Consider the following 26,378-nt stretch of genomic DNA (forward strand, 5'->3'; position numbering starts at 1 on the left):
CAAGGCAAGAGGATTAGCATTCATAACGACGGCGGTGAATGGGTTTTTGTTTGGTTTTTGGCGAAAGCAAACTTAACCCGTTTTACCGCCGTCTTCCTTTTCTTTTCCCGCTAATCCGCGATGAACCTTTTTTGTTTGCGTAGCGCAGAGTTCCGACGGGATTCGAACCGAAAGAGGTTCGACCGGAGCGCGCTTGCCGCGCGGAGGAACGTCGGAGCATCGCGACGACGGCCCGGAGGGAAGGGGCGCAGCCCCGCATAATCCTCCTAGCCGCGCCATATCAAACAAAGAACCCCGCCTAGAGCGGGGTTTTTTGTGCCTTCCTGTCCTACATCCCGTGCTCGTGCGTCTCCATCAGTTGGCCGCGGATGGCACCCTTGGGGTGTTCCGGATTGTGGACGTTGATGTAGAACTGCTCGGGGTTTTTCAGGATACGCCGCACGATGCCGGCTTCTCCCGTCGGAAATTTTCCTTTCTCGCCTTCTGTCAGACAGTCCCCGGCGTTGCCATCTTCCGGGCCGGCCAGATTGGCCACAACCTCGCCATCGTCGCCTTTTCCTGCCTCGTGGATATGGGCAGCCATGCCGTCTTTGACTGGAACGAGGTCAATGTCATGGACGACCAGGACGTAGCAGAGTGTCTTGGGGTCGCCGTCGACCCCAAACACGTAGCCTGTGCCTTTGCCGTCACCGTCTCCCATCCCGGTTTCCGCATCACCGGACAGGTGGGTCATGAGAACGGGATTGGTGTGGCCCGCGAGAGCGAACTGGGGTGCGGCCAGGGTCAGGGTGGCGGCGGTCATGGTTGCAAGTGTCAAAGATCGATGAATCGACATAGTGCCTCCAATGGCAGTTATGGTTTGGAGCGGTCCAAGGGTGGGCCGTCTGAAGGCAAAACGGATGAAGGGGTGTTCTGGATGCAAAATGCATATAAAAATGAGTGCGCGAGACCGGCAAGGCGTTCCAGAGGCGTCCGGGTGGTGTGCCGGTTATAGGATGTAGAGCGATGGGCAACAAATCGCGAGGGTTTGCTATGCGATGCTGAAAGAGGTTTGCGCGTCTGAGTGGATGTCGGTAATTCTACGGATGGCGCTGGTTGCTGGCCTGTCGGCAAACGGGTAAATTACAAAAGATTTTGCCTTCCGAATGCGATTGATTCTGTGGGGAATCGGTAGGGCGTGTCGGAAAAGAAAACCGAATAAAAAAACAGGTATCTATCCATGAATGATCTTATGACCAAAGCGGTCGAGCTGATGGTCGCAGGCATGGGCTTTGTCTTTGTTTTTCTGATAATTCTCGTGTTTGCAACCACCTTGATGTCGAAGGTTGTGGCCCGCTTTGCGCCACCTGAACCTGCCATTCCGGCGCGAACTTCCCGCGCCAGATCCTCTGTACCGCCTTCAGTGGACGCTGATACGGCAGAGGCGATCAAACTGGCGATCACAAAATTCCGCGCTCGACACAAAAAATAACGCGGATGGATTTCTACTTCCGACAACAAGGCTGACACGATGACAGAAACAAAAAAACCGCTCGGGATTACCGATGTCATCTTGCGTGATGCGCATCAATCCCTGCTGGCGACGCGCATGCGCCTCGACGACATGCTCCCGATCGCGGAAAAGCTCGACAAGGTCGGGTTCTGGTCTGTGGAATCCTGGGGTGGTGCGACGTTTGACGCCTGTATTCGCTACCTGGGTGAAGATCCCTGGGAACGCATCCGAGAGCTGAAAAAGGCCATGCCCAACACGCCGCAGCAAATGCTGCTGCGCGGCCAGAACCTGCTGGGCTACCGCCACTACGCCGACGATGTGGTAGAGCGCTTTGTGGAGCGCGCCGCGGACAACGGCGTGGACGTGTTCCGTATTTTCGACGCAATGAATGATCCGCGAAATCTGGACACGGCCATCAAGGCGGTTCGCAAGGTGGGCAAGCACGCCCAGGGCACGATTGCTTACACCATCAGCCCGGTGCATACCATCGATATGTGGGTCGATCTGGCCAAGGAAATCGAGTCCATGGGCGCTGAGTCGATTGCCATCAAGGATATGGCCGGTCTGTTAAAGCCCTATGTGGCCTTCGAGTTGGTTACCAAACTCAAGAAGGCTCTCTCCGTGCCGGTACACATGCAATGTCATGCCACCACGGGCATGTCCACGGCGACCGCCATCAAGGCGGCGGAAGCCGGAATCGATAACGTCGATACGGCGATTTCGTCCATGAGCATGACCTATGGGCATTCGCCGACGGAATCGGTGGTTGCCATTCTCGAAGGCACGGAGCGCGACACCGGTCTGGATATCCATCTGCTGGAAGACATCGCCGGATATTTTCGGGAAGTGCGCAAGAAATACGCAAAGTTCGAGGGCAGTCTGCGCGGCGTCGATTCGCGCATACTGACAGCTCAGGTGCCGGGCGGCATGCTCACCAACATGGAAAACCAGTTGCGCGAACAGAATGCGTCCGACAAGTTTGACGCCGTTCTGGAAGAAATCCCCAAGGTTCGCGAAGACCTGGGTTATATCCCGCTGGTCACACCCACCTCCCAGATCGTTGGCACCCAGGCCGTGCTGAATATCCTGACCGGTGAGCGTTACAAGTCGATTTCCAAGGAAACCGCCGCCGTCCTGAAAGGTGAATACGGTGCGGCGCCAGCCGCGTTCAACAAGCCGTTGCAGGAACGTGTGCTGGATGGCAAGGAACAGATTACCTGCCGCCCCGCCGACCTGCTGGAACCGGAGATGGACAAGTTGTCCGCCGAGTTGAAAAAGCTGTCGGAAGAAAAGGGCTTCAAACTGGCGGCCGAATCGGTCGACGACGTGTTGACCTATGCGCTGTTTCCGCAGATTGGCCTGAAGTTTCTGGAAAACCGGGGCAATCCGGGCGCTTTCGAGCCCGCGCCAACGGCTGAAGACGCGACTTCAGCCGCAGCACCGGCCAGGGCAAGTGGGCCGGAAACCTACACCGTATCGGTCAACGGCAAGGATTACGTGGTAGCGGTTAGTGAAGGCGGCGAGATCAGCCAGATCCAGCCTCACGGCACGGCAACCGCAACCGTGTCCCACGCCGAAGCGTCGGCACCGGCTGCCGGGGAGGGCGAGCCGGTCAACGCTCCACTGGGTGGCAACATCTTCAAAGTGCTGGTTTCTCCGGGGCAGCAGGTTGAAGAAGGGGATGTGCTGATCATTCTCGAGGCCATGAAGATGGAAACCGAGGTCAGGTCACCCAAGGCCGGGACCGTCGGTGAGGTCTTCATCAAGGTCGGTGACGCGGTCGCCGTCGGCGATGAAATGCTGACTATCGGATAAGGGCCGCTGTCATGGACAAGATGATGACGTTGTGGACGGGCAGTGGCCTGTTCAATCTGAGTATCGGTCAGGCGGTGATGATTGCCGTCGGTCTGTTGTTGCTGTTTTTGGCCATTCGCAAGGGCTTTGAGCCGCTGCTGCTGATCCCCATCGGGTTCGGCGGCATTCTGGCCAATATCCCGGAGGCGGGGCTCGCTCTGTCGGCGGCGGAAAATGCCATTCACATGGCCGAACCCCAGGTGCTGGCGGCATTGGGACAGATCCTGAGTGTGCCTTATGACGCCAGCCAGGCGGTCACGCCGGATGTCATGCATGCCTTCAAGGAGGCCTACAAAGCCGGCGGCGTGGAGACCCTTGCGGCGGCGAACGCTTACGCCGTGGATCATGGCTACGCCAACGGCATGCTGTACAACTTCTACACCGTGGCCATTGCCAGTGGTGCCGCACCGCTGATCATCTTTATGGGGGTCGGTGCAATGACGGATTTCGGGCCGCTGCTGGCGAACCCGAAAACGTTGCTGCTGGGGGCGGCCGCGCAATTCGGCATCTTTGGCACCATCATCGGTGCCGCTTTACTGGACGCCAGCGGAACGATGGATTTTACCATCCTTGAAGCGGCCGCCGTGGGGATCATTGGCGGTGCCGACGGGCCGACCTCCATCTACGTCTCCAGCATTCTGGCGCCGCACTTGTTGGGCGCGATTGCCGTGGCGGCCTACTCATATATGGCGCTGGTGCCGATGATCCAGCCCCCGATCATGCGAGGGCTGACGTCGGCCAAGGAGCGGGCGATCAAGATGAACCAGCTGCGTCACGTCAGCAAGCAGGAGAAGATCATCTTCCCGATTGTGGTGCTGATGCTGGTGGTGCTGTTCCTGCCGGACGCGGCGCCGCTGCTGGGGATGTTCTGCTTCGGTAACCTGATGCGTGAGTGCGGGGTTGTCGAGCGGTTGAGCGATACGTCCCAGAATGCGTTGATCAATACGGTCACCATTTTCCTGGGCCTGTCGGTGGGTTCCAAGCTCAGTGCGGACAAGTTCCTGAATCTGCAGACCCTGGGCATCCTGGCCCTGGGGATGGCGGCTTTCTGCGTCGGTACGGCCTGCGGTGTTTTGATGGCCAAGCTGATGAACGTGTTCACCAAGGAGCAGATCAATCCATTGATCGGATCGGCCGGTGTCTCCGCGGTGCCGATGGCGGCGCGGGTCTCCAACAAGGTGGGCCTGGATGCGAATCCGCACAACTTCCTGCTGATGCATGCCATGGGCCCGAATGTCGCCGGCGTCATCGGTTCGGCGGTAGCGGCGGGGGTGATGATCAAGCTGCTGGGCTGAAATGATAGGCTAAAAACGACAAGCCCCGCCAATGCGGGGCTTTTTTAGGTTGGCCATACCGTGCCGGCTTGGTTGAAAGTGGTGTCGCCAACAGGTCTTCAGGTCATGGCGAGCACGCCAGCCTTGAGGCTGTCTGCACTCTCTCGGCCTTGGCAGGCCGTGATAGACCGTTAGGCTCAGGAGAATGCCCGGTTTCGAGTGGCATGGACCTGTCCCGGTTTGCTGGATCGTCGCAAAGTCAGCGCACCATCACCAAGTAGCGTTTGCGCCAGAGCAGCTACCGTAAGAAGCAGCGGGTATTCCCAGCCGCCGCCCTCATTGGTGAATAGCCAGCCGTTAGCCGAGTGGGCCCAGGTGGCGCCAGCCAAAACAGGCACGACGATCAATGCTGCCCACCGGCTTTCTATTCCCAGCACCAAGGCGATACCGGCCACGGCTTCGATCAGGAAAACAACGTAGGCCGCGTAACCGGGGAGCCCGATGCTCTCAAAGAAGGAAGCCGTACCGGGCAGGGTGAAGACGATCAGTTTGAGCCACAGGCTGTGCGTGATCAGGACGATCCCCAGGCTGATCCTCAGGGTGGTGATGCCATAGTTTTGCAGGGTTTGCTCGTTCATGTCCGTGCCCTCGTTGTCTCGTTGACGCGATTCAGGTTCGGCGTAGCCGCCCTCGATGGAGCTACTCTAAGATTGCGTATCAGCAAATTGAATGGCAGATTTCGCATTGTCGTATTGCAATAATGCAAAGCACTTGAGGCGTCGCTTCAGGGGAGGGCGGGTGTCATGGATTGGGGGCTTTTACCGGATTTCCTGATGGTTGCCCGGACCCGTTCGCTAACGGCTGCGGCGGACCGGTTGGGCGTGAATCACAGCACGATCTATCGCCGGCTGAATCAACTGGAGTCGCAGCTCAACTGCCGTTTATTCGAGCGCTTGAGCACCGGTTATCGCCTGACAGCCGAGGGCGAGGCGTTACGGTCTCATGCGGAGTTTATGGAAGCCGAAGCTTTTCGGGCGGAACGGCTGCTCGGTGGCGCGGACGTCACGTTGCGGGGTGAGGTGCGTCTGACGGCACCGGAAAATCTGGTCTACGAATTCCTCCCGAATTATTTGGAGAGATTTCACCAGCAATACCCGGAGATCCGGGTCAGTGTGCTGGTGACCAATACCGATCTCGATCTCAATCGACGTGAAGCCGATCTTGCGTTGCGAGCGACGTCGAGTCCGCCGGATTATCTGGTAGGGCGCAAGCTGACGGACATCGGCTGGGCGATCTTCGCAGCACCGGAGTTCCTTGAGGAGAGGGGGGGGCCGGCCAATCTCAAAGCAGCTGGTGATTATCCATGGGTTGGTCCGGAAGCGGCCCTGATGCACATTCCAGGCTATCGCTGGGTCGTCGGTCAGATTCCGGAAAAACGCATCGTCATGCGCGGCAGTACGTTGAATGCCATTGCGCGTCTGGCCCAATCCGGATTGGGGCTGGCGGCCTTGCCGATGGATCAGGCGAGGGCTGAGCTGCAGCCCTTGCTTGAGCTGCCGACCACGCCCATGAGTGCTCTCTGGCTGCTGACCCACGCCGACCTGCGCCATGTCGCCCGAATCCGTGTGCTCATGGATTTCCTGGCAGAAGCGTTTCGTGAGGATCCTCGCTGGCCGGCCTTCCGTGGAATTGCCCCAGGCTAACGGGGCCGCGCTTCAGCGGAAATCCCTTGAGCGAATCTTCAGCGAGCCCAGCAGATGGCTGAGATCGGTCATCTTTCCCGCCATCACATGCACGATATCGCCTTCCCGCTCCAGGATGCCCTTGACGTGGAGCAGGCGCGACTTGATCAGCGGCTGGCGTTGCTGGCGAGCCGTCGCCAGCCAGACCACCACGTTGGTGTTGCCGGTTTCGTCTTCCAGGGTGACGAAGGTGACGCCTTTGCCTGACCCCGGTCGCTGGCGTCCGGTCACCAGCCCGGCAACATGCACCAGTTGGCCGCTGCTGCAGGCCTTCAGGCTTTCAGACGTCTGGCAATGCCGCAGCTGGCCTTGCTCCCGAAGCAGCGCCAGTGGGTGGCGTTGCAGGGTCAACCCCTGGCTGGCGTAATCTTCCAGGATGTCCTCGCCTTCGGACGGCACGGGCATGCGGATGGTCCCATCTTCCCGGGAGCGGCGGACGGCATACTGTGAGGGTTCTTCCTGCGCAAAAATCGGCGCCGGGGTATCGTGGTCCAGAATGTCCCAGCGGGCCTGGTGCCGGTTGTCGCTGAACGTGCGCAGGGCGCCCGCGCTGGCCAGGCATTCCAGATCCCGATTGTCGAGTGCCGCCCGTTGGCGGAGCTGCTCGATCGAGTCGTAGCCGGTTGTCGGGCGGGCGGCGACAAGCCGCTCCGCGCCGCCCTGGCTGAGCCCTTTGACCAGCCGCAGTCCCAATCGCAACTCTTCGTACCGATTCTCCAGGGTGTGGTCCCAGAGGCTGTGATTGACGTCGATGGGGTGGATGGCCACGTGATGGCGCCGGGCGTCCTGCACCAGTTGTGACGGCGAATAGAACCCCATGGGCTGGCTGTTCAGCAGGGCGCAGTAAAAGGCTGGTGCGTGGTGGCGCTTGATCCAGGCCGAGACGTAGACCAGCAGGGCAAAGCTGGCAGCGTGGGATTCCGGGAAGCCATAACCGCCGAAGCCGCTGAGCTGCGTGTAGATTCTTTCGGCAAAGGCTTCGCTGTGGCCTTTTGCGAGCATCCCATCGATCAACTTGCCCCTGAACGGCGTGAGATCCCCGTCGGATTTCCAGGCGGCCATGGCCCGTCGCAGCTTGTCGGCCTCGCTGCCGGTAAAGTCGGCCGCGACCATGGCGAGCTTGATGGCCTGCTCCTGAAAGATCGGAACACCCTTGGTGCGTTCGAGGACGGCTTTGATCTCCGGGTCGCAGCCATAATCCGGCTCTTCTTTGCCGTCCCGCCGTTTCAGGTAAGGGTGGACCATGTCCCCCTGGATGGGCCCCGGTCGCACGATGGCTACTTCGATCACCAGGTCGTAATACTCCCGCGGTTTGAGCCGGGGCAGCATGTTGATCTGGGCCCGGGATTCCACCTGGAAAACGCCGATGCTGTCGCCGGTACAGAGCATGTCGTAGACCCGGCTGTCCTCCCGGATGACGTCCGGCATGCTGAAAGGCCGTCCTTCCTTCAGTCCGATCCATTCGAACGCCTTGCGGATGGCGGACAGCATGCCCAGGGCCAGGACGTCCACTTTCATCAGGTTCAGGCTTTCCAGGTCTTCCTTGTCCCACTGGATCACGGTGCGATCCGCCATGCTGGCATTCTCGACCGGCACCAGCTCGGCCAGCGGACCTTCACTGATCACGAAGCCGCCCACGTGCTGGGACAGATGGCGGGGGAAGCCGTACAGCGTGTTCACCAGGCTGATGAACTGGCCGACGGCCCGCTCGCTGCGGGTAATGCCTTTTTCCAGCATCTGCTCGCGCCAGTCCTGCTGCTTGTCGCGCCAGTCCACCTTGTCGATCAGCTGCTCCAGCAGGTTCAGGTCAAAGCCCAGGGCCTTACCCACATCCCGGATGGCGCTGCGGTGGCGGTAGCGGATCACCGTGGCGGCGAGAGCGGCCCGCTCGCGGCCATAGCGCCGGTAGATGTACTGGATGACTTCCTCGCGCCGCTCGTGTTCGAAATCCACGTCGATATCCGGTGGTTCATCCCGGTCAGCGGAAATGAAGCGCTCGAACAGCAGTTCCACCTTGCCGGGGTCGACTTCGGTGATGCCCAGGCAGTAGCAGACGATGGAGTTGGCGGAGGAGCCGCGGCCCTGGCACAGGATGTTCTCGCGCCGGGCAAATTCGACGATGTCGTGGATGGTCAGGAAGTAGGGCTCGTAGTCCTTCTCCCGGATCAATGTGAGTTCCTTCTCCACCAGCGCGCGTTTGTCCGCCGGGATGCCGTCCGGGAAGCGCCAGCGGATGCCGTCTTCCACCAGTTCGCGCAGATAGCTGCCCGGTGTATGGCCTTCTGGGACCACTTCCGGTGGATAGCGATAGCGCAGCTCACTGGGGCAGAAAAAGCACTGGTCGGCAATCACCAGGCTCTGCTGTATCCAGTCGGCGGGGAACAGCTTGCGCAGCGTATCGACCGGGCGCAGGTAGCGCTCGCCATTGGCAAACAGGTGGTGGCCGGCTTCGGCGACCGTGCAGCCCTGGCGGATGGCCGTCAGCACATCCTGCAGGGGCTGACGGTTGCGCTGGTGCATGTGGACATGGCCGGTGGCCACGATGGGGAGATCCAGCTGCTGGCCCAGGCGGCGCCAGTGCGCCAGGTTATCGCCGTCCTGGTCGCCCAGGGTGCGTTCGGCCATGATCCAGAGTCGCTCCGGGAACCGGGTTTTCAGCCACTGGCCCGATTCTGCCTGTGTGGTTGCCGATGTTGGATCGGTCTGCCAGAGGGCCAGGCATTCGTCCAGGGCATGGGTTTCCAGGTCCTCGCCAAACAGGGCGTAGTGGCCTTTCTCGGCGCGGCGCCGACCGGTGGTGATCAGCTGGCAGAGTTGACCATAGCCCTTGCGGCTGCGGGCCAGCAGGACCAGTTGCAGATCCGGAGACTGAATGCGGAATTCACTGCCGGTGATCAGTTTGACCGGACTGTCCTTCAGGGCGGCATAGGCCCGGGGCATACCGGCGACGGAGCATTCGTCGGTGATGGCCAGAGCGTGATAGCCCTGGCGGGCCGCTTCCTCGGCCAGCTCCTGGGGGTGAGAGGCACCCCGCAGGAACGAGAAATTGCTCAGGCAGTGAAGTTCGGCGTATGACATAAGGCTTTATCCAAACCAGCCGTGAATAAACCAGCCACCGCTCACATCCCGGAACAGCCAGCCGGTCTGGCCGCTGTGCAGCCGGGCAATGTAGTAGTCCCGCTGGATCCGTTCCCCGTCCCACCAGCCGGCGCTGATGCGTTCGGGGCCGGCCAGCCAGGTGCAGGGCATTTCCCGGAGCGGCTGGGGTTGGCGTAACAGCCAGAGCGGGCGACGTGGCGCCGTCCGGGCTGGGGAAGGGCGGCCGCTGGACACCGGCGTGGCTCGCCAGGCCTGCTCCGGCCGATGATCGGGGTTCAGGGCCAGGCTGTGCAGGGCTTCTTCTCCGAGTCGGGCCTGGAGCCGGCTAAGCAGGTGCTGGCGGGCCTCTTCCTGATGCTGGCCTGTGTCGCCGAACAGGTCGTCGCCCCGGGGCGTGTGTCGATCAAGGAAGCGTCGAACCTTGAGGGACAGGCCGGTGGCCGGGGCTTCCAGCTGATGGCGATCCAGTTTCAGGCGAGCCAGTTCCAGGAACGCATTCGCCCGGTGCTCCGGTGCCGTCGAGCGGATCTGCAGGGGTGTCACCGGTCGCCGGCGGTGGCGGATTTCCAGCTGCAGGGTGTCGGTCTGTTGCTGACGCCAGCAGAGCTCGGCATCCAGCTCCTGCAGTGCCCGCTGCAGCGGGAAGAGCAGGCCGCTGCTGTGCTCCACGTCTTCGGCGAAATCCAGGCGCCGGTGGAAGTAGGGGGGAGGTTGCCAGTCGGTCTGGGGATCGACGGCGCGGCCCTCGATCTGCTGCAGGTGCTGGGCGGTTTCCGGTCCCAGGCGCCGGGCCAATTCGCGATCGGGCAGGGCCAGGACAGGACCCAGGGTGTGCAGGCCCATGCGCTGCAGGCGCTCGGTGGTCTTTTCATCCAGATCGGCGGCTTCGACGGGAAGTGTGTCGAGGGACTGGCGCAGGGTTTGGGCGTCGTCCGTACAGTGACCGCGACGATCCCGGGCCAGGATGCGTGCCGCCCGGGGCGTCAGGCCGCAGGCGAGATGGGCGGTCAGGCGGCGCTGGTCCAGTTCGCTCCGAAGCTTTTTCCAGAGGCCCTGCAGGCCGCCGTGCAGTCGTCTCAGGCTGCCTGCTTCGGCCAGGATGCCATCCGGTGGATACAGGATGATGCGGGCCGCATGCCGGTACAGCCAGACGGCCTGTTGGTCCAGTACACCGGTCTGCTCTTCCATATCGGCTGCAATCAGGTGCAGGTTGTCGGCCAGAGCTGACGCCGTCTGGGGGCTTTGCCCTTCGGCCACGCCGGCCCGGGCCGCTTCCGGGTTGAGCTGGATGATCCGGGGCGGGTGCCCGCCGATCAGCGCCATGGGGCGGGACGCGGTCTCGCTCTGCTGGAAGTGCTCCAGCAGCAGATAGGGGAAGTGCAGGTAAAGCCACAGCATGGATCGCCTCAGTGCGACTGTGACCAGGGGCCTTGGATCACGTTACTGGCCGGCTCCGGGCGCTGCGTCACGACGGGTGGTATGGCCAGTTGCAGGTCGCTGACGGGCCAGCCCCCGCGGCGCTTGAGGATATCCGGGCAGAGCTGTCCGTCATTCTCGCCGGGGGTGAGTTGCAGCCGCAGGGCCGCCGGTGACTGCTGGTCGGCGTGACGGCTGTGGCGGAACAGGATGCAGAGGCTGTTACCGGCTTCGGCGGCCAGCTGGATGCGGCGGATGTCGCTGCGCCTGGCGCTGTCCAGCCAGACCATGGCGAGCCCCGTGCCGGGGGAGCGCAGGCAGTTCTCAAGGGTCCAGAGTTGGTCCTCGCGGCTCTGTGTCTGGATCGTGATGAGTTGGCGGATGTCCACATCGGCCCGGGCCAGGGCCGGCGCATAGGGTATGTGAGGGGCATCAATCCAGAAAACGGTCTGGCCGGCCCGGGTCATTCGTTGCAGGGCCGGCAGCATCAGACGCAGCTCGCCGATGCCGGGGGCATCGGTCAGGCATTCGATCATCGCGCCCCGCGGCCAGCCGCCGCCGGGGAGATAGGCATCCAGGGCGGCGTAGCCGGTGCTTTCGGCGCCCGGGCGGACGGTCTGTCTCTGGCGGCTGGCTTGCCAGACCTGGGCGTTGTCGATCAGTTTGTCGAGAAGGTCACTCATTGCGTTGCTCGTCACGATACTGTTTATTTATACAGTATATTGGGCGCTGACGGATTTGCAAAGGGTTGACCCGGTTGCCAGCCGGGCGCAGTGTGTGAACAGGATGCTGAGAAACATTCGCAAACCAAGGAGGACGCTATGTCAGATCTGAAATCTGAATCCTGCGAAGCCTGCCGCGCCGATGCTCCCGAGGTGACCGAGCAGGAGATCAATACCCTCAGTGGCCATTTGCCGGACTGGTTTGTCGTGAAGATGGAGGGCGAACGCCGGCTGGAGCGGGTGTTCCGGTTCAAGGATTTTGCCCAGGCCCTGGCCTTTACCAACAAGGTCGGGGAGCTGGCCGAGTCGGAAGGTCATCACCCGGCCCTGCTCACGGAGTACGGCAAGGTGACCGTGTACTGGTGGACCCACAAGATCGGCGGGCTGCACCGCAATGATTTCATCATGGCGGCCCGGACCGATGAGTTGACACACGCTTGACCGTCTCGGTATTCCCCGTCGGGTCGGTGGCTTACGCCGGCCCGGACAATCCGTTATCATGCAGCGTTTCGTTGGAGGCCTGTGCCTCCGGACCTGATTTCGAACGAGGGGCCGTGCTGCAAACGCTCGCGAGCACCGTCCTTCCGCATGGCTGTGATAACGCATGGAACATACATATCGTCTGGTGATTTCCTGTCCTGACCGGGTCGGCATCGTGGCCAAGGTCAGTAACTTCCTGACTACCTACAACGGCTGGATCACCGAAGCCAGCCACCACGCCGACAACCAGGCCGGCTGGTTCTTTATGCGGCACGAGATCAAGGCCAGTTCCATTCCGTTCGGTCTTGACCAGTTCCGCGCGGCGTTCGAGCCGATTGCCCGTGAATTCGACATGACCTGGCACATCGCCGATTCCGCATCGCCCAAGAAAGTGGTGCTGATGTGTTCCAAGGAGTCCCATTGCCTGGCGGATCTGCTGCATCGCTGGCACAGCAAGGAGCTCAATGCGGAAATTGCCGCGGTCATCTCCAATCACGACGATCTGCGCCGGATGGTCGAGTGGCACGACATTCCCTATCACCATGTGCCGGTGACCAAAGACAACAAGCCGGAAGCGTTTGCCGAGATCAGCGAGCTGTTTGCCCGCTATCAGGCCGATGTCATCGTGCTCGCCCGTTACATGCAGATCCTGCCGCCGGAAGTGTGCGAGCAGTACGCGGGCAAGGTGATCAACATCCACCACAGCTTCCTGCCGTCGTTCGCCGGTGCGCGCCCCTATCACCAGGCCTACAGCCGCGGTGTGAAGCTGATCGGGGCAACCTGCCACTACGTGACGCAGGACCTGGACGAGGGGCCGATCATCGAGCAGGACGTGATCCGGGTGAACCACAGCGACACCATCGACGATATGGTGCGCCTGGGTAAGGACGTGGAGAAAAACGTGCTGGCCCGGGGACTGCGTGCCCACATCGAAGACCGGGTCATCACCCACGAGAACAAGACCGTCGTCTTCAGCTGATCCGCGTTCTCTCCGGAGGTCGTCCGACCTCCGGAAATTTCCCCCTCCTGCTTCATTTAGACGTCATTTCCCTGTCACCCTGAGCCCCCGATTGTGGTATGATCGACGGCTTATAAATGCGCCCGAGGAAGCCTCTCACGTGCGAAAGAGGTGATTCATCCCGGGAGACAAAGACAGCGTCGAGTATGGCGCCCCTGCAGAACGCCTTTCGCGTCCCCGCGCACCTGATGCCCGAGGATGACCCGTTCGCAATTCCATACAGTGACGACTTCCAGCAAACGCAAAGGAACCTTTCTCGATGGGTGAATTAGCCAAAGAGATCCTGCCCGTAAATATTGAAGAAGAGCTGAAACAGTCCTACCTCGACTACGCCATGAGCGTTATCGTCGGGCGGGCTCTGCCGGACGTCCGGGACGGCCTGAAGCCGGTTCACCGTCGCACCCTGTTCGCGATGTCGGAGCTGGGTAACGACTGGAACAAGGCCTACAAGAAATCCGCCCGTGTGGTGGGTGACGTCATCGGTAAATACCACCCGCACGGTGACTCAGCGGTTTACGACACCATCGTCCGGATGGCTCAGCCTTTTTCGCTGCGCTACCCGCTGGTCGATGGTCAGGGCAACTTTGGCTCCATCGACGGTGATAACGCGGCCGCCATGCGTTACACCGAAATCCGCATGGAGAAAATCTCCCATTCGTTGCTGGCGGATCTGGACAAGGAAACCGTCGATTTCGTCCCCAACTACGACGGCACTGAGCACATTCCAGACGTTCTGCCGACGCGCGTACCCAACCTGCTGGTCAACGGTTCCTCGGGTATCGCTGTGGGCATGGCGACCAACATCCCGCCGCACAACCTGACCGAAGTGGTCAATGGCTGTCTCGCGCTGATCGACAACCAGGACATCACCATAGATGAGCTGATGGAGTACATTCCTGGTCCGGATTTCCCGACCGAAGGCATCATCAGCGGCCGCGCCGGCATTATCGAGGCCTATCGCACAGGCCGGGGCCGCATCTATATCCGCGCCCGCCACGAGATCGAGGTCGACAAGAAGACCGGTCGCGAGGCCATCATCATTACCGAGCTGCCGTACCAGCTGAACAAGGCGCGTCTGATCGAGAAGATCGCCGAGCTGGTCAAGGAAAAGCGGATTGAAGGCATCTCCGAGCTGCGTGACGAGTCGAATAAGGAAGGCATTCGCGTCGTCATCGAGCTGCGTCGGGGCGAGAATGCCGAAGTCGTGGTCAACAACCTGTTTGCCCACACCCAGTTGGAAACCGTCTTCGGCATCAATATGGTCGCCCTGATCAACGGTGAGCCGAAGATTCTCAACCTGAAGGAAATCCTTGACGCGTTCGTCCGTCACCGCCGCGAAGTGGTGACCCGCCGGACCATCTACGAGCTGCGCAAGGCCCGTGAACGCGGTCATATCCTGGAAGGTCTGACGGTTGCGCTGGCCAACATCGATGAAGTCATCGAGCTGATCAAGCAGTCACCGTCCGCAGCAGAAGCGAAAGAAAAGCTGATCGCCAAGGGCTGGGAGCCGGGCCAGGTTTCCGACATGCTGGAACGCGCCGGCCAGGACGCCTGCCGCCCCGACGACCTGCCGGAAATCTTCGGCATGCGCGACGGGCTCTATCACCTGTCACCGGAGCAGGCCCAGGCAATCCTGGATCTGCGTCTGCATCGCCTGACCGGTCTGGAGACCGAGAAGCTGCAGAACGAGTACAAGGAAATCCTCGACAAGATCGCCGAGCTGATTCATATCCTGAGCGAGCCGGCGCGTCTGATGGAGGTCATCCGCGAAGAACTGGAAGCCGTGGTCAAGGATTTCGGTGACGAACGCCGTACCGAGATCACCACTTCCCGTCGTGACCTGACCATCGCGGATCTGATCGACGAAGAAGACCTGGTAGTGACCATTTCCCATAACGGCTACGCCAAGACCCAGCCGGTGGAAGCCTACCAGGCCCAGCGCCGTGGTGGACGGGGCCGTTCCTCGACCGCCATGAAGGAAGAGGATTTCATCGAGAAGCTGCTGGTCGCCAACTCCCACGACACCATCCTGTGTTTTACCAACAAGGGTAAGGTGTACTGGCTGCGGGTCTTCGAAATTCCCCAGGCCAGCCGTGCGGCACGTGGACGGCCGATGGTCAATATCCTGCCGTTGGACGACGATGAGCGCATCACCACCTTCCTGCCGGTGCGGGACTACCCGGAAGACCACTATGTCCTGATGGCGACGTCGGCTGGCGTGGTCAAGAAAACGCCGCTGCCGAATTTCTCGCGTCCGCGCAGCAGTGGTTTGATTGCCCTGTCGCTGGATGAGGGCGATACCCTGATTGGTGCTGCGATCACGGCCGGCCAGTCCGAAGTCATGCTGTTCTCCTCCGCCGGCAAGGCCGTGCGCTTCCAGGAAGAGCAGGTGCGCGCCATGGGCCGGACCGCACGTGGTGTCCGGGGCATCAAGATGCCGGCAGGCCACACGGTGGTGTCCCTGATCATTCCGGAAGAAAACGGCATGATCCTGACGGCCAGTGAAAACGGCTACGGCAAGCGGACCCAGTTGGACGAGTTCCCGGCCTACAGTCGCGGCAGTCAGGGCGTCATCGCCATGCAGTGCTCCGACCGGAACGGTAACCTGGTCGCGGCAACCCAGGTGTTCGAGGGTGACGAGATGATGCTCATCTCCGACAAGGGCACGCTGGTGCGCTCCAGCACAGAAGAGGTTTCCCTGCTGAGCCGGAACACCCAGGGCGTGCGCCTGATCCGGTTGACCCAGGAAGACGAGCGTCTGGTCGCGGTCCAGCGGATTGCGGAAAGCGACGACGAAGACGAAGAGATCGACGGTGACGGTGAAGGCGGTACGGACGCGACCGATGCGCCGGAAACCGGAGGTGATGCGGACTGAGAGGTCCTCTTCCCCAAGCAACGAGGAGAGAACAGGCGGTAATGAGCAGAGCGTATAATTTCTGTGCCGGTCCGGCGACCCTGCCGACCGAAGTGCTGCAACAGGCCCGCGAGGAAATGCTGGATTGGCGCGGCACGGGCATGTCGGTGATGGAAATGAGCCACCGCAGCGACGAGTTTGTGGCGATCGCCAAAGAGGCGGAGCAGGACCTGCGTGAGCTCGCGGGCGTCTCCGACGACTACGCGGTCCTGTTCATGCAGGGCGGGGCCAGCAGTCAGTTCGCGACCGTGCCGCTGAACCTCCTCGGAGACAAAACGTCGGCGGATTACATCAACACCGGGATCTGGTCCAAGAAGGCCATTGCCGAGGCCAGGCGCTTTGCCGATGTGAACGTGGCTGCCTCAAGCGAAGCCGACGGCTTTACCACCATTCCGGATCAGTCCGCCTGGCAGACCAATCCCGACGCGGCTTACTTGCATTACACGCCGAACGAGACCATCGGCGGCCTGGAATACGATTTCATCCCGGACAGCGGGTCGGTACCGCTGGTGGCGGACATGTCCTCCACCATGCTGTCGCGGCCGCTGGATATTTCCCGCTTCGGCCTCATCTACGCCGGCGCCCAGAAGAACATCGGGCCGTCCGGTCTGGTGGTGGTGGTCATTCGCAAGGATCTGCTGGGTCACGCCCGCGCTCAGACGCCGACCATGCTGGATTACCGGGTGATCGCCGACAACGATTCCATGTACAACACGCCGGCCACTTATTCCTGGTACCTGGCGGGACTCGTGTTCAAGTGGCTCAAGGCGCGCGGTGGCGTGCAGGTCATGGGTGAGATCAACAAGCGTAAGGCCGACAAACTCTACGGCTACATCGACGCCAGCGGCTTCTACGCCAATCCGATCGAGCCGCGCTTCCGGTCCTGGATGAACGTGCCATTCACCCTGGTGGACGACAGCCTGAACAGTGCCTTCCTGAAAGGCGCCGAAGAGCGCAACCTGCTCAATCTCAAGGGCCATCGCACCGTCGGTGGCATGCGCGCGTCGATCTACAACGCCATGCCGGAAGAGGGTATCGATGCGCTGATCGATTACATGCAAACCTTCGAGAAGGAGCGGGCCTGACCATGAGCGACGAACAGACCCGCCTGGCGGAGCTGCGCGACCGGATCGACAGCCTCGACAAGCAGATCATGGACCTGATCAGTGCGCGGGCCCAGTGTGCCCAGGAAGTGGCGCACGTCAAAATGGCATCGCGCCCCAACGAAGACGTGTTTTTCTATCGTCCGGAGCGTGAGGCCCAGGTCCTGAGGCGCATCAAGGCTGAGAATCCGGGGCCGCTGTCCGGCGAGGAAATGGCGCGTCTGTTCCGTGAAATCATGTCGGCCTGCCTGGCCCTGGAAAAGCCGATGCACATCGCATTCCTCGGCCCGGAAGGCACCTTTACGCAGGCGGCTGCGCTCAAGCATTTCGGGCACTCGGTGATCAGCGTGCCGCTGCCGGCTATCGATGACGTGTTTCGGGAAGTCGAGTCCGGCGCGGCCCATTACGGCGTGGTGCCGGTGGAGAACTCCACCGAGGGCATGATCAATCACACCCTGGATATGTTCATCGGCTCGCCGCTCAAGATCTGCGGGGAGGTCCAGTTGCGCATCCACCACCACTTGCTGGCGGCGGAAGGCACCGATGACCAGGCGATTACCCGCATTTATTCCCACCAGCAGTCGTTCGCCCAGTGCCGTCAATGGCTCGATGCCCACTGGCATGGCGTTGAACGCGTGGCGGTGAGCAGTAACGCCGAGGCGGCCCGGCGGGCTTCAAGTGAACCGGGGGCGGCGGCGATCGCTGGCGATATGGCAGCCGAGCTGTACGGCCTGCGCAAACTGGCGGCCACGATTGAGGATCGTCCGGACAACACGACGCGCTTCCTGATTATCGGGCGTGAGGAAGTCGGGCCCAGCGGTCACGACAAGTCGTCGATCCTGGTCTCCATGCGTAATAAACCGGGCGCGCTCTATGAGCTGCTGGAACCGTTCCATCGTCACGGCCTGAGCCTGACCCGCCTGGAAACCCGGCCGTCGCCGAGCGGGACCTGGGCGTACGTCTTCTATATTGATTTCGAGGCTCATGTGGACGATCCGCAGGTCCAGACCGTGCTTGGTGAAATCGAAAATGAGGCCGTCGAACTGAAGCGCCTGGGCTCCTATCCCATCGGCGTGCTCTGATCCCCGCATTGCGAGAAGAGGGCGGGCGCCCGTCCCGCCCGCTCCACGAACTGAAGCCTGGCAGGAGTATCCATGTCGATTGATTTCAAAGCCCTGGCAGTTCCCGGTGTCCGGGCCCTGCAGCCTTATCAACCGGGCAAGCCCATCGACGAAGTGGCACGTGAACTGGGCCTGAAGCCGGACCAGATCATCAAGCTGGCCAGCAACGAGAATCCGCTGGGGCCGAGTCCCAAGGCGCTGGCCGCCGCCCATGCCGCGCTGGATGATATGTGCCTGTATCCCGACGGCAATGGCTTTAACCTGAAACAGAAGCTGTCCAGCCGCCTGGATGTGGCGCCGGAACAACTGACGCTGGGCAACGGCTCCAACGACGTGCTGGAGCTCGTCATCCGGGCATTCGCGGACAGCCATTCGGAAGTGGTCTTTTCCCAGTATGCCTTTGCGGTCTATCCGATCTCCACCCAGGCGGTTGGTGCCAAAGGCGTCTCCGTCCCGGCCAGGGGCTGGGGGCACGATCTGGATGCCATGGCCGACGCCATCAACGAGCGGACTCGCATCGTCTTTGTAGCCAATCCCAATAATCCGACCGGTACGGCGGTCGGACGCGACACGCTGGTGCGATTCCTGGATAAGGTTCCGGAAAACGTGATCGTGGTTCTGGATGAGGCGTACTGCGAGTATTTCGAGGGCGATGAATTCCCGGACGGCGTGTCCCTGTTGGCCGACTACCCCAATCTGATCGTAGCCCGGACGTTCTCCAAGGCCTGGGGATTGGCTGCGCTTCGGGTTGGCTATGGGGTGTCCTCCGCGGATATCGCCGACGTGCTGAACCGGGTGCGACAGCCGTTCAACGTGGACACGGTGGCGCTGGCCGCCGCAACGGCTGTGCTGGATGATGAGGAATACCTGCAGCGCTCCCGTCAGGTCAATCGGGACGGCCTGAAGCAACTGGCGGCAGGATTTGAGACACTGGGGCTGGACTATATTCCCTCCAGCGGCAATTTCATCGCCGTGGATGTAGGGCGGGACGGCCAGACCGTCTTTGAAGGTCTGCTGAAGCAGGGTGTCATCGTGCGCCCGATGGCCGGTTATGGGATGGCGCAACACCTGCGCGTCTCCGTGGGCCTGCCGGAGGAGAACGCGCGTTGTCTGGAAGCCCTGCAAACGGTGTTGGAGTCACTGAATGGCTAGACCGGAATCATCGGGCGCTGGACGGGCCCCGTTATTCCAGCGCATGGCGGTTATCGGGCTGGGGCTCATTGGAGGCTCCCTGGCCCGTGCCGTGCGCGAAAAAGGGCTGGCCGCCCGGGTGGTCGGTGCCGATCAGCGTCTCGATGACCTCAGGACAGGCGTCGAGCTGGGGGTGATCGACGAATGGGCGCCGTCTGCCGCCGAGGCGGTGCAGGGCGCCGATCTGGTGGTCGTGGCCGTGCCGGTCCGTGCGATGGAACGTGTGCTGGCCGAGATTCGCCCGCATCTGTCGGAGGGCGTGTTGCTCACGGATGTCGGCAGCACCAAGACCAGCTTTGTTCAGGCCGTCGAGTCGGTATTCGGGCACTGGCCTGAGTGGGTGATTCCCGGTCATCCCATTGCCGGTTCGGAAAAGAGCGGCATTACCGCCGCCAAGGCGGATCTGTTCGAGAACCACAAGGTCATCCTGACGCCGTCGGAGCACAGCGACACGGCCGGGCTCAAGCGCCTGGGCGATCTGTGGGCCGGCTGCGGGGCCACCGTACTGACGATGCCGGTGGCGCGTCATGACGAGGTGCTGGCTGCCACCAGCCATCTGCCGCACCTGATTGCGTTCTCCCTGGTCGATACGCTGGCCGGGGAAAGCGATAATCTCGATATTTTCCGTTACGCGGCGGGGGGGTTCCGTGACTTTACCCGGATTGCCTCCAGTGATCCGATCATGTGGCACGATATCTTCCTCTCCAATCGGGAAGCGGTGCTCAACGTCATCGACCACTTTACCGCGGACCTGGCGGGGCTGCGTGAGGCCATCGATACCGGGGACGGCCGGAAACTGCTTCAGGTATTCAGTCGCGCCAAGGCGGCGCGCGATCATTTTTCCAAAATGCTCTCAGGACAGGCTTACGTGACAACCATGAGTCAGAAACAGGTAACGTTCAAACTCCAGCCCGGCGGCAGCGTCCAGGGCGATATCCGGGTTCCCGGTGACAAATCCATGTCGCACCGCTCCATCATGCTGGGCGCGTTGGCCGATGGCGTGACGGAAGTGGATGGCTTCCTGGAAGGGGAAGACAGTCTGGCGACGCTGCAGGCGTTTCGCGATATGGGCGTCACCATCGAAGGGCCGGACAACGGCCACGTCCGCATTCATGGCGTGGGTCTGCATGGCCTGCAGGCGCCGCGGGGACCCCTGTACCTGGGTAACTCCGGTACCGCAATGCGGTTGTTTGCCGGCCTGCTGGCGGGCCAGGCGTTCGACACCGAGCTGACCGGAGACGAAAGCCTGTCCAAGCGCCCGATGGGCCGTGTGGCGGATCCGCTGCGCGAGATGGGGGCGGTGATCGAGACCGCAGAAGGCGGGCGCCCACCGCTGAAGATTCGCGGTGGTCAGCCTTTGAGAGGTATCCAGTACACCATGCCGATGGCCAGCGCCCAGGTAAAATCCTGCCTGCTGCTGGCTGGCCTGTACGCGGAAGGGGAGACGGCCGTTACCGAGCCGGCGCCCACCCGTGACCACACCGAGCGTATGCTTCAGGGCTTCGGTTACCCGGTTTCCCGCGATGGGGCGACGGCCCGGGTCAGCAGTGGTGGCAAGTTGACCGGCGGTCATATTGACGTGCCGGCGGACATTTCGTCGGCGGCCTTCTTTCTGGTGGCGGCGTCCATCACGCCGGGTGCAGACCTGACGCTGCGTCACGTGGGCATTAACCCGACCCGTGTGGGAGTGTTGAATATCCTGCGTCAGATGGGCGCGGATATTACGGTCGAGAACGAGCGCGAAGTCGGGGGCGAGCCTGTCGCCGACCTGCGAGTCCGTCATGCGCCGCTCAAGGGCATCGCCATTCCGGAAGATCAGGTGCCGCTGGCCATCGATGAATTCCCGGTCCTGTTTATTGCGGCGGTTTGCGCAGAAGGGCAGACCGTGCTCACCGGTGCTGAAGAGCTTCGGGTCAAGGAAAGTGACCGTATCCAGGTGATGGCCGATGGCTTGGCCCAGTTGGGTGTGCAAACCACCGTAACTGAAGACGGTATTGTCATTGACGGCGGTCAGACTATGGCTTCGGGCACCGTGAACAGTCACGGCGATCACCGGATTGCGATGGCTTTCTCGGTTGCTTCGCTACGGGCCGAGGGTGAAATTACCATCACCGATTGCGCCAACGTCGCCACGTCATTTCCGAATTTCCGTGAGCTGGCGGCATCCGTGGGTATCCAACTGCGTGTCGAGGAGAGTGGTTCATGACGGATGTTCCGGTCATTGCCATCGACGGTCCCAGTGGCTCCGGCAAAGGGACCGTCACGCAAATGCTGGCGCGTCGGTTGGGGTATCACCTGCTCGACAGCGGTGCGCTGTACCGCTTGACAGCGTTGGCGGCGCAGCGTCAGGGTGTTGCCTATGACGATGTCGACGGGTTGGTCCGGGTGGCCGGATCGCTCGACGTGGCGTTTCAGCCGACACCGCCGGGCGAGCCCGCCCGCGTGCTGCTCGATGGTCAGGACGTGACCGCTGAAATCCGTACTGAGACCTGTGGCGACAATGCCTCGAAAGTGGCGGTGATTCAGCCAGTGCGGGATGCGCTTCTGCAGCGCCAGCGTGATTTTTGCCAGCCGCCCGGACTGGTGGCCGATGGCCGCGACATGGGAACGGTGGTTTTTCCGGATGCGCCGGTCAAGATTTTCCTCACGGCAAGCGCCGAGGAACGGGCCCGGAGACGCCACCAACAGTTGCTGGATGCGGGTGTCGATGTTAGTATTGACGCCCTTTTAGACGAGATACGGGCACGTGACGACCGGGATATGAACCGGGCGAGTGCTCCGCTTAGACCCGCCGATGATGCGCAAGTCATTGACTCGACGGGATTAAGCATAGAAGAGGTGCTGGGGAAGGTGATGGCTGTAGCAGGCCAGGCCTGACCGCACCCTTTTGTCGTTGGAAGCTGGAAATCTGTGTAGTACGCCAGCCTTTGGCAGGTTTTTAGCAAATTTGAACAGACCGTGTTGCTGGTAGCACGGAGAACACTTGCGTTGATCACATAGGACACATAATGAGCGAGAGCTTTGCGGATCTTTTTGAAGAAAGCCTGAAAGAAATTGACATGCAACCGGGTTCCATTGTCCAGGGAACCGTGGTTGATATCGACAACGACTGGGTCACTGTTAACGCAGGCCTGAAGTCGGAAGGCGCGATTCCTGCCAGCCAGTTCCTGAATGACAAGGGCGAACTGGAAATCCAGATTGGTGACGTTGTCGATGTGGCTCTCGACGCGGTAGAAGACGGCTTCGGTGCAACCCGTCTGTCTCGCGAGAAGGCCAAACGTGCTGAGGCCTGGAAAGTTCTCGAGAAGAGCTTTGAGGCTGAAGAAGTTGTTAAAGGTGTGATCAACGGCAAGGTTAAAGGCGGCTTCACAGTCGACCTGAGCGGCATCCGTGCCTTCCTGCCGGGCTCCCTGGTTGACGTTCGTCCGGTCCGCGACACCGCGCACCTGGAGAACAAAGAGCTCGAGTTCAAGGTGATCAAGCTGGACCAGAAGCGCAACAACGTGGTTGTTTCCCGTCGTGCGGTTCTGGAAGCTGAAAACAGTGCCGAGCGTGAAGCGCTGCTGGAAACCCTGACTGAAGGTCTGGAAATCAAGGGTATCGTCAAGAACCTGACCGACTACGGCGCGTTCGTGGATCTGGGCGGTGTTGACGGCCTGCTGCACATCACCGATATGGCTTGGAAGCGCATCAAGCATCCGAGCGAAATCGTGAATGTGGGCGACGAGATCAACGTCAAGGTCCTGAAGTTCGACCGCGAGCGTAACCGCGTTTCCCTGGGTCTGAAGCAACTGGGCGAAGATCCCTGGGTCGACATCAAGGGTCGTTATCCGGAAGGTTCCAAGGTCAACGCACGCGTGACCAACTTGACCGATTACGGCTGCTTCGCGGAGCTGGAAGAAGGTGTTGAAGGTCTGGTTCACGTGTCCGAAATGGACTGGACCAACAAGAACATCCATCCGTCCAAGGTCGTTCAGGTCGGTGACGAAGTTGAAGTGATGATTCTGGATATCGACGAAGAGCGTCGTCGTATCTCCCTGGGCATCAAGCAGTGCATGTCCAACCCGTGGGAAGACTTCTCCAGCAACTTCAACAAGGGCGACCGCATCACCGGCAAGATCAAGTCGATCACCGACTTCGGTATCTTCATTGGTCTGGACGGCGGCATCGACGGTCTGGTTCACCTGTCCGACATCAGCTGGAACGAGCCGGGTGAAGAAGCGGTTCGTCAGTACAAGAAGGGCGACGAAGTTGAAACCGTCATCCTGTCTGTTGATCCGGAGCGTGAGCGTATCTCCCTGGGCATCAAGCAGCTGGAAAGCGATCCGTTTGCCGAGTTCGTTCAGCTGAACGACAAGGGCTCCATCGTCAAGGGCACCGTGACAGCCATTGACGCGAAGTCTGCGACGGTTGCTCTGAACGACGAGGTTGAGGCTGTCCTGAAGGCGTCTGAAATCAGCCGTGATCGCGTTGAAGACGCGCGCAACGTGCTGAACGAGGGCGACGAAGTGGAAGCCAAGATCATCAGCATCGATCGTAAGAACCGCGTCATCAACCTGTCCGTGAAGTCCAAGGACGTTGAAGACGACAAGGCTGCGCTGCAGAGCGTTCGCGAGAAGTCTGCTGAAACCTCGGGCGCCACCACCATCGGTGACCTGATCAAAGAGCAGATGCAACAGCAGAATGCCAACAAGGAATAATTGGCAGATTTGCTGAAATGTAAAAAAACGGGCTGTAACAGCCCGTTTTTTTTGTCTTTTTTTTGGGTTTAGCTAAACTACTGGCAAGGGGGATGGCTGAAGGTTTCCGGTAAGTCCCCGAAGTTAGGGAATCTCTTTGGATCACGCCGGCATTTAGATGGGCTGATACGGACTCTGGGTTGTTCGTTTTGCTGCCAGCCGATGGATCCGGGGGAGGTGTGTCATGACCACGAGCCAGCTTGCAGGGGCTTGGCGCGCCACCGAGGAACAAGTCAGTGCTTTCTCAGGGGCTGATTTCGCGATAAGAATCAGAAGGAATGATCGCATGACAAAGTCTGAACTGGTTGAGCTGATCGCTTCCAAACAGACACAACTGTCCGTGAAAGATGTCGAGCTTGCTGTCAAAACCATCATCGAGCACATGTCCCAATCGTTGGCCGAAGGGCAGCGTATTGAGATTCGGGGTTTCGGTAGCTTTTCTCTCCATCATCGGGCAGCACGAACCGGACGTAATCCCAAAACCGGCGAAGCGGTAAAACTTCCTGCCAAGCATGTTCCGCATTTCAAGCCAGGCAAGGAATTGCGCGAACAAGTCAACGACAGCATGAAAAGCGGTTACTGAGGCAGGTTCTGTCATAGGTGATCGAGCGCAGCGCGACAGGGCGCGCCTGCGCGTATTCCGGGTATTCCGGGGATTTCCTGTGCTACCATGATCAGCCCCACCGCAACGGACGCTAACCATTCGGGAGCCGTTATCTATGGCCTGGCTGCAAAAGGTTATTATTGGCCTTGTCGTGATCTTTCTGATCCTGGCTGCCTTAGTCTTTTCCCTGAATAATCAGGTTTCAGTTTCACTCAACTTTCTGTTTTTCGAAACCGCCGCCTATGGGATCGCTTTCTGGCTGATCCTGGCATTTGTGGCCGGCGGCATCATTGGCATGTTGTTGACCTCCCTGGCCATGATCCGCACGTCCGTCAGTAAACGGCATTTGCAAAAGAAGCTGGCGCAAACCGAAAAGCAGCTTGAGAAAGCCAGGTTGGAAGCCGGTCGGAATCCCTGATGGACACAGTGCTTCATTGGCTGCTCCTCGTTGTTGCCGTTGCGGCAGGCTGGTTCATGGGGCGCTGGGGTCGTCATGACGGCGCCGGCGGACCGCGGATGGACGATGAGGAGACGGTCCGGGATCGCCTCCAGTTCCTGTTCACCAATTATTCCGATGAAGCCATCGAGAACTTCGTGCAGTCGCTGGCGGTCAATCGCGAGACGGTCAGTCTGCATCTGTCTGTGGGGGCGCATTTCCGCCTGAAGGGCGAAACCGAAAGAGCGATCGTCATCCACCAGAACCTCCTCGCCCGGCCCGAACTGCCCACCCGTTATTCGCCCCAGGTCACTTACGAACTTGCCATGGATTACATGACCGCCGGTTTGCTGGATCGGGCGGAGTCCCTGTTCCACCAGTTGCTGGGCAGTCGGGACTATAGTCGTCAGGCCGCGGACCAGCTGATTGAGCTCTATCAGCAGGAGCGCGAATGGGACAAGGCCAGGCAAGTGGCCAGCACGCTGACGGTTGGCTATCCCGAAGACGAACTGAAAAAACGCCTGGCCTACCTGACCTGCGAACTGGCAGAGGATGCCCTGCGCCAGGATGATCGCTGGGGCGCCCAGAAGCTGGTCAAGGATGCGCTTGAGCAGGATAAGACCTGTGTGCGGGCCAGCTTCCTGCAGGCCGATATTCACCGTCGCCAGGGAAATCTGTCGGAAGTCAGCCAGTCCCTGTTCCGGGTGTTCGACCAGAATCCGTCTTTCGGGCCGGAAGCCATCGACCGCCTGATGAAGCAAGCCCGGGAGAAAGGGGATGTGGCCCGTCTCGGGCGTCGACTGCGCAAGCTGTACGAAAGCTGGCCGAGCACCAGTTTGCTGCTGGCGCTGGTGGAGTCGGTCGAGCGCAGTAATGGCCGGCTGGCTGCCATCAACCTGTTGCGCGAGGAGCTGGAAATCCGACCGAGTCTCAAGGGGTTGCTGCGCCTGGTGGAAATGGCGGGCTATGAGAAGGGGATGACCACCGACGAGGGCCGCCTGGTCAGCCGTATGGGGCAGATGCTGTTATCGAACCGGCCGATTTATCGCTGTATTAACTGTGGCTTTGAGGGGCGCCAGCTGCACTGGCTTTGTCCCAGCTGCAAGCGGTGGGAAAAAGTCCAGCCCATCCAGGGTGTGGAAGCGGAATAACGTTTGAGTGTGCGGGCGATCC

At 60.7% G+C, this 26,378-nt stretch carries 21 protein-coding genes; 16 read left to right on the forward strand and 5 right to left on the reverse strand.

Translation table 11 applies throughout. The features are described from left to right. Positions 1-328: 328 nt before the first annotated feature. On the reverse strand, positions 329-835 hold the full coding sequence (locus EB809_RS10745) for a CHRD domain-containing protein (RefSeq protein ID WP_123634824.1): 507 nt from the start codon (positions 833-835) through the stop codon (positions 329-331). Positions 836-1,219: 384 nt separating this feature from the next. Between EB809_RS10745 and EB809_RS10750 the strand changes: the two genes are divergently transcribed. The 3 genes from EB809_RS10750 to EB809_RS10760 are packed head-to-tail and all read left to right on the forward strand — an operon-like array spanning position 1,220 to position 4,641. Beyond that, positions 1,220-1,471, forward strand: coding sequence for an OadG family protein (locus EB809_RS10750; RefSeq protein WP_123634825.1), 252 nt, complete (start codon positions 1,220-1,222; stop codon positions 1,469-1,471). Between the two features lie 39 nt (positions 1,472-1,510). Continuing rightward, positions 1,511-3,307 carry a sodium-extruding oxaloacetate decarboxylase subunit alpha gene (gene oadA / locus EB809_RS10755; RefSeq protein ID WP_123634826.1) on the forward strand — a complete coding sequence of 599 codons (1,797 nt, stop codon included), beginning with the start codon at positions 1,511-1,513 and terminating at the stop codon, positions 3,305-3,307. Positions 3,308-3,318: 11 nt separating this feature from the next. Next, on the forward strand, positions 3,319-4,641 hold the full coding sequence (locus tag EB809_RS10760) for a sodium ion-translocating decarboxylase subunit beta (RefSeq protein WP_223807915.1): 1,323 nt from the start codon (positions 3,319-3,321) through the stop codon (positions 4,639-4,641). Positions 4,642-4,817: 176 nt separating this feature from the next. On the opposite strand, the gene EB809_RS10765 is transcribed toward EB809_RS10760, so the two are convergent. Continuing rightward, complete coding sequence (locus tag EB809_RS10765) at positions 4,818-5,258, reverse strand: DoxX family protein (protein ID WP_123634827.1); 441 nt, start codon at positions 5,256-5,258, stop codon at positions 4,818-4,820. 165 nt (positions 5,259-5,423) lie between these two features. On the opposite strand from EB809_RS10765, the gene EB809_RS10770 reads away from it, so the two are divergent. Then, a complete protein-coding gene (locus EB809_RS10770; RefSeq protein ID WP_123634828.1) occupies positions 5,424-6,323 on the forward strand; it encodes a LysR family transcriptional regulator in 900 nt (299 codons plus the stop codon). Positions 6,324-6,335: 12 nt separating this feature from the next. Here EB809_RS10770 and EB809_RS10775 read toward each other — a convergent pair whose 3' ends face one another. Genes EB809_RS10775 through imuA form a run of 3 tightly spaced genes read right to left on the reverse strand, consistent with a single transcriptional unit; the run spans position 6,336 to position 11,560 of the window. Continuing rightward, complete coding sequence (locus EB809_RS10775) at positions 6,336-9,440, reverse strand: error-prone DNA polymerase (protein ID WP_123634829.1); 3,105 nt, start codon at positions 9,438-9,440, stop codon at positions 6,336-6,338. Positions 9,441-9,446: 6 nt separating this feature from the next. Continuing rightward, positions 9,447-10,859 carry a Y-family DNA polymerase gene (locus EB809_RS10780; protein ID WP_123634830.1) on the reverse strand — a complete coding sequence of 471 codons (1,413 nt, stop codon included), beginning with the start codon at positions 10,857-10,859 and terminating at the stop codon, positions 9,447-9,449. A gap of 8 nt (positions 10,860-10,867) precedes the next feature. After that, positions 10,868-11,560, reverse strand: a complete 693-nt coding sequence (gene imuA, locus EB809_RS10785; RefSeq protein ID WP_123634831.1) for a translesion DNA synthesis-associated protein ImuA — start codon at positions 11,558-11,560, stop codon at positions 10,868-10,870. Between the two features lie 138 nt (positions 11,561-11,698). On the opposite strand from imuA, the gene EB809_RS10790 reads away from it, so the two are divergent. The 12 genes from EB809_RS10790 to lapB all read left to right on the forward strand — a co-directional run bounded on the left by EB809_RS10790 (position 11,699) and on the right by lapB (position 26,356). Beyond that, complete coding sequence (locus EB809_RS10790; protein ID WP_123634832.1) at positions 11,699-12,040, forward strand: 4a-hydroxytetrahydrobiopterin dehydratase; 342 nt, start codon at positions 11,699-11,701, stop codon at positions 12,038-12,040. Positions 12,041-12,203: 163 nt separating this feature from the next. Then, the gene (purU, locus tag EB809_RS10795; protein WP_123634833.1) at positions 12,204-13,058 is read left to right on the forward strand and encodes a formyltetrahydrofolate deformylase; all 855 of its coding nucleotides are present in this window, start codon (positions 12,204-12,206) and stop codon (positions 13,056-13,058) included. 298 nt (positions 13,059-13,356) lie between these two features. Beyond that, entirely contained in the window at positions 13,357-15,972 is a 2,616-nt protein-coding gene (gene gyrA / locus EB809_RS10800) for a DNA gyrase subunit A (protein ID WP_123634834.1), read from the forward strand. A 41-nt stretch (positions 15,973-16,013) separates the two neighbouring features. Further along, positions 16,014-17,096: a 3-phosphoserine/phosphohydroxythreonine transaminase gene (serC, locus tag EB809_RS10805; RefSeq protein WP_123634835.1), complete on the forward strand. Its 1,083-nt coding sequence runs from the start codon at positions 16,014-16,016 to the stop codon at positions 17,094-17,096. Positions 17,097-17,098: 2 nt separating this feature from the next. Next, complete coding sequence (pheA, locus tag EB809_RS10810; protein WP_123634836.1) at positions 17,099-18,196, forward strand: prephenate dehydratase; 1,098 nt, start codon at positions 17,099-17,101, stop codon at positions 18,194-18,196. Positions 18,197-18,268: 72 nt separating this feature from the next. After that, complete coding sequence (gene hisC / locus EB809_RS10815) at positions 18,269-19,387, forward strand: histidinol-phosphate transaminase (protein ID WP_123634837.1); 1,119 nt, start codon at positions 18,269-18,271, stop codon at positions 19,385-19,387. Further along, entirely contained in the window at positions 19,380-21,632 is a 2,253-nt protein-coding gene (locus EB809_RS10820; protein ID WP_123634838.1) for a bifunctional prephenate dehydrogenase/3-phosphoshikimate 1-carboxyvinyltransferase, read from the forward strand. Before hisC ends, EB809_RS10820 begins: the two co-directional genes overlap by 8 nt. Beyond that, positions 21,629-22,303 carry a (d)CMP kinase gene (gene cmk / locus EB809_RS10825; protein ID WP_123634839.1) on the forward strand — a complete coding sequence of 225 codons (675 nt, stop codon included), beginning with the start codon at positions 21,629-21,631 and terminating at the stop codon, positions 22,301-22,303. Before EB809_RS10820 ends, cmk begins: the two co-directional genes overlap by 4 nt. Before the next feature lie 131 nt (positions 22,304-22,434). Beyond that, positions 22,435-24,126 carry a 30S ribosomal protein S1 gene (rpsA, locus tag EB809_RS10830; RefSeq protein ID WP_123634840.1) on the forward strand — a complete coding sequence of 564 codons (1,692 nt, stop codon included), beginning with the start codon at positions 22,435-22,437 and terminating at the stop codon, positions 24,124-24,126. 223 nt (positions 24,127-24,349) lie between these two features. Continuing rightward, positions 24,350-24,748, forward strand: a complete 399-nt coding sequence (locus EB809_RS10835; protein WP_263316989.1) for an integration host factor subunit beta — start codon at positions 24,350-24,352, stop codon at positions 24,746-24,748. Positions 24,749-24,884: 136 nt separating this feature from the next. After that, complete coding sequence (locus EB809_RS10840) at positions 24,885-25,187, forward strand: lipopolysaccharide assembly protein LapA domain-containing protein (protein ID WP_123634841.1); 303 nt, start codon at positions 24,885-24,887, stop codon at positions 25,185-25,187. Then, positions 25,187-26,356 (forward strand): lipopolysaccharide assembly protein LapB, encoded by a 1,170-nt coding sequence (lapB, locus tag EB809_RS10845; RefSeq protein ID WP_123634842.1) that lies wholly within the window; start codon positions 25,187-25,189, stop codon positions 26,354-26,356. The genes EB809_RS10840 and lapB overlap by 1 nt, the downstream gene beginning before the upstream one ends. The last annotated feature ends 22 nt before the right edge of the window (positions 26,357-26,378 follow it).

It is taken from the genome of Marinobacter sp. R17 (assembly GCF_003789045.1).
GTDB lineage: Bacteria > Pseudomonadota > Gammaproteobacteria > Pseudomonadales > Oleiphilaceae > Marinobacter_A > Marinobacter_A mangrovi.

Bases quoted from the DNA above. Each gene is read 5' to 3' on its own strand.
- EB809_RS10835 (WP_263316989.1), top strand. From the start codon at position 24,350: ATGACCACGAGCCAGCTTGCAGGGGCTTGGCGCGCCACCGAGGAACAA.
- lapB (WP_123634842.1), top strand. From the start codon at position 25,187: ATGGACACAGTGCTTCATTGGCTGCTCCTCGTTGTTGCCGTTGCGGCA.
- EB809_RS10820 (WP_123634838.1), top strand. From the start codon at position 19,380: ATGGCTAGACCGGAATCATCGGGCGCTGGACGGGCCCCGTTATTCCAG.
- EB809_RS10745 (WP_123634824.1), bottom strand. From the start codon at position 835: ATGTCGATTCATCGATCTTTGACACTTGCAACCATGACCGCCGCCACC.
- EB809_RS10780 (WP_123634830.1), bottom strand. From the start codon at position 10,859: ATGCTGTGGCTTTACCTGCACTTCCCCTATCTGCTGCTGGAGCACTTC.
- cmk (WP_123634839.1), top strand. From the start codon at position 21,629: ATGACGGATGTTCCGGTCATTGCCATCGACGGTCCCAGTGGCTCCGGC.
- EB809_RS10770 (WP_123634828.1), top strand. From the start codon at position 5,424: ATGGATTGGGGGCTTTTACCGGATTTCCTGATGGTTGCCCGGACCCGT.
- EB809_RS10760 (WP_223807915.1), top strand. From the start codon at position 3,319: ATGGACAAGATGATGACGTTGTGGACGGGCAGTGGCCTGTTCAATCTG.
- EB809_RS10775 (WP_123634829.1), bottom strand. From the start codon at position 9,440: ATGTCATACGCCGAACTTCACTGCCTGAGCAATTTCTCGTTCCTGCGG.
- serC (WP_123634835.1), top strand. From the start codon at position 16,014: ATGAGCAGAGCGTATAATTTCTGTGCCGGTCCGGCGACCCTGCCGACC.
- EB809_RS10750 (WP_123634825.1), top strand. From the start codon at position 1,220: ATGAATGATCTTATGACCAAAGCGGTCGAGCTGATGGTCGCAGGCATG.
- pheA (WP_123634836.1), top strand. From the start codon at position 17,099: ATGAGCGACGAACAGACCCGCCTGGCGGAGCTGCGCGACCGGATCGAC.
- imuA (WP_123634831.1), bottom strand. From the start codon at position 11,560: ATGAGTGACCTTCTCGACAAACTGATCGACAACGCCCAGGTCTGGCAA.
- EB809_RS10790 (WP_123634832.1), top strand. From the start codon at position 11,699: ATGTCAGATCTGAAATCTGAATCCTGCGAAGCCTGCCGCGCCGATGCT.
- hisC (WP_123634837.1), top strand. From the start codon at position 18,269: ATGTCGATTGATTTCAAAGCCCTGGCAGTTCCCGGTGTCCGGGCCCTG.
- gyrA (WP_123634834.1), top strand. From the start codon at position 13,357: ATGGGTGAATTAGCCAAAGAGATCCTGCCCGTAAATATTGAAGAAGAG.
- EB809_RS10765 (WP_123634827.1), bottom strand. From the start codon at position 5,258: ATGAACGAGCAAACCCTGCAAAACTATGGCATCACCACCCTGAGGATC.
- purU (WP_123634833.1), top strand. From the start codon at position 12,204: ATGGAACATACATATCGTCTGGTGATTTCCTGTCCTGACCGGGTCGGC.
- oadA (WP_123634826.1), top strand. From the start codon at position 1,511: ATGACAGAAACAAAAAAACCGCTCGGGATTACCGATGTCATCTTGCGT.
- rpsA (WP_123634840.1), top strand. From the start codon at position 22,435: ATGAGCGAGAGCTTTGCGGATCTTTTTGAAGAAAGCCTGAAAGAAATT.
- EB809_RS10840 (WP_123634841.1), top strand. From the start codon at position 24,885: ATGGCCTGGCTGCAAAAGGTTATTATTGGCCTTGTCGTGATCTTTCTG.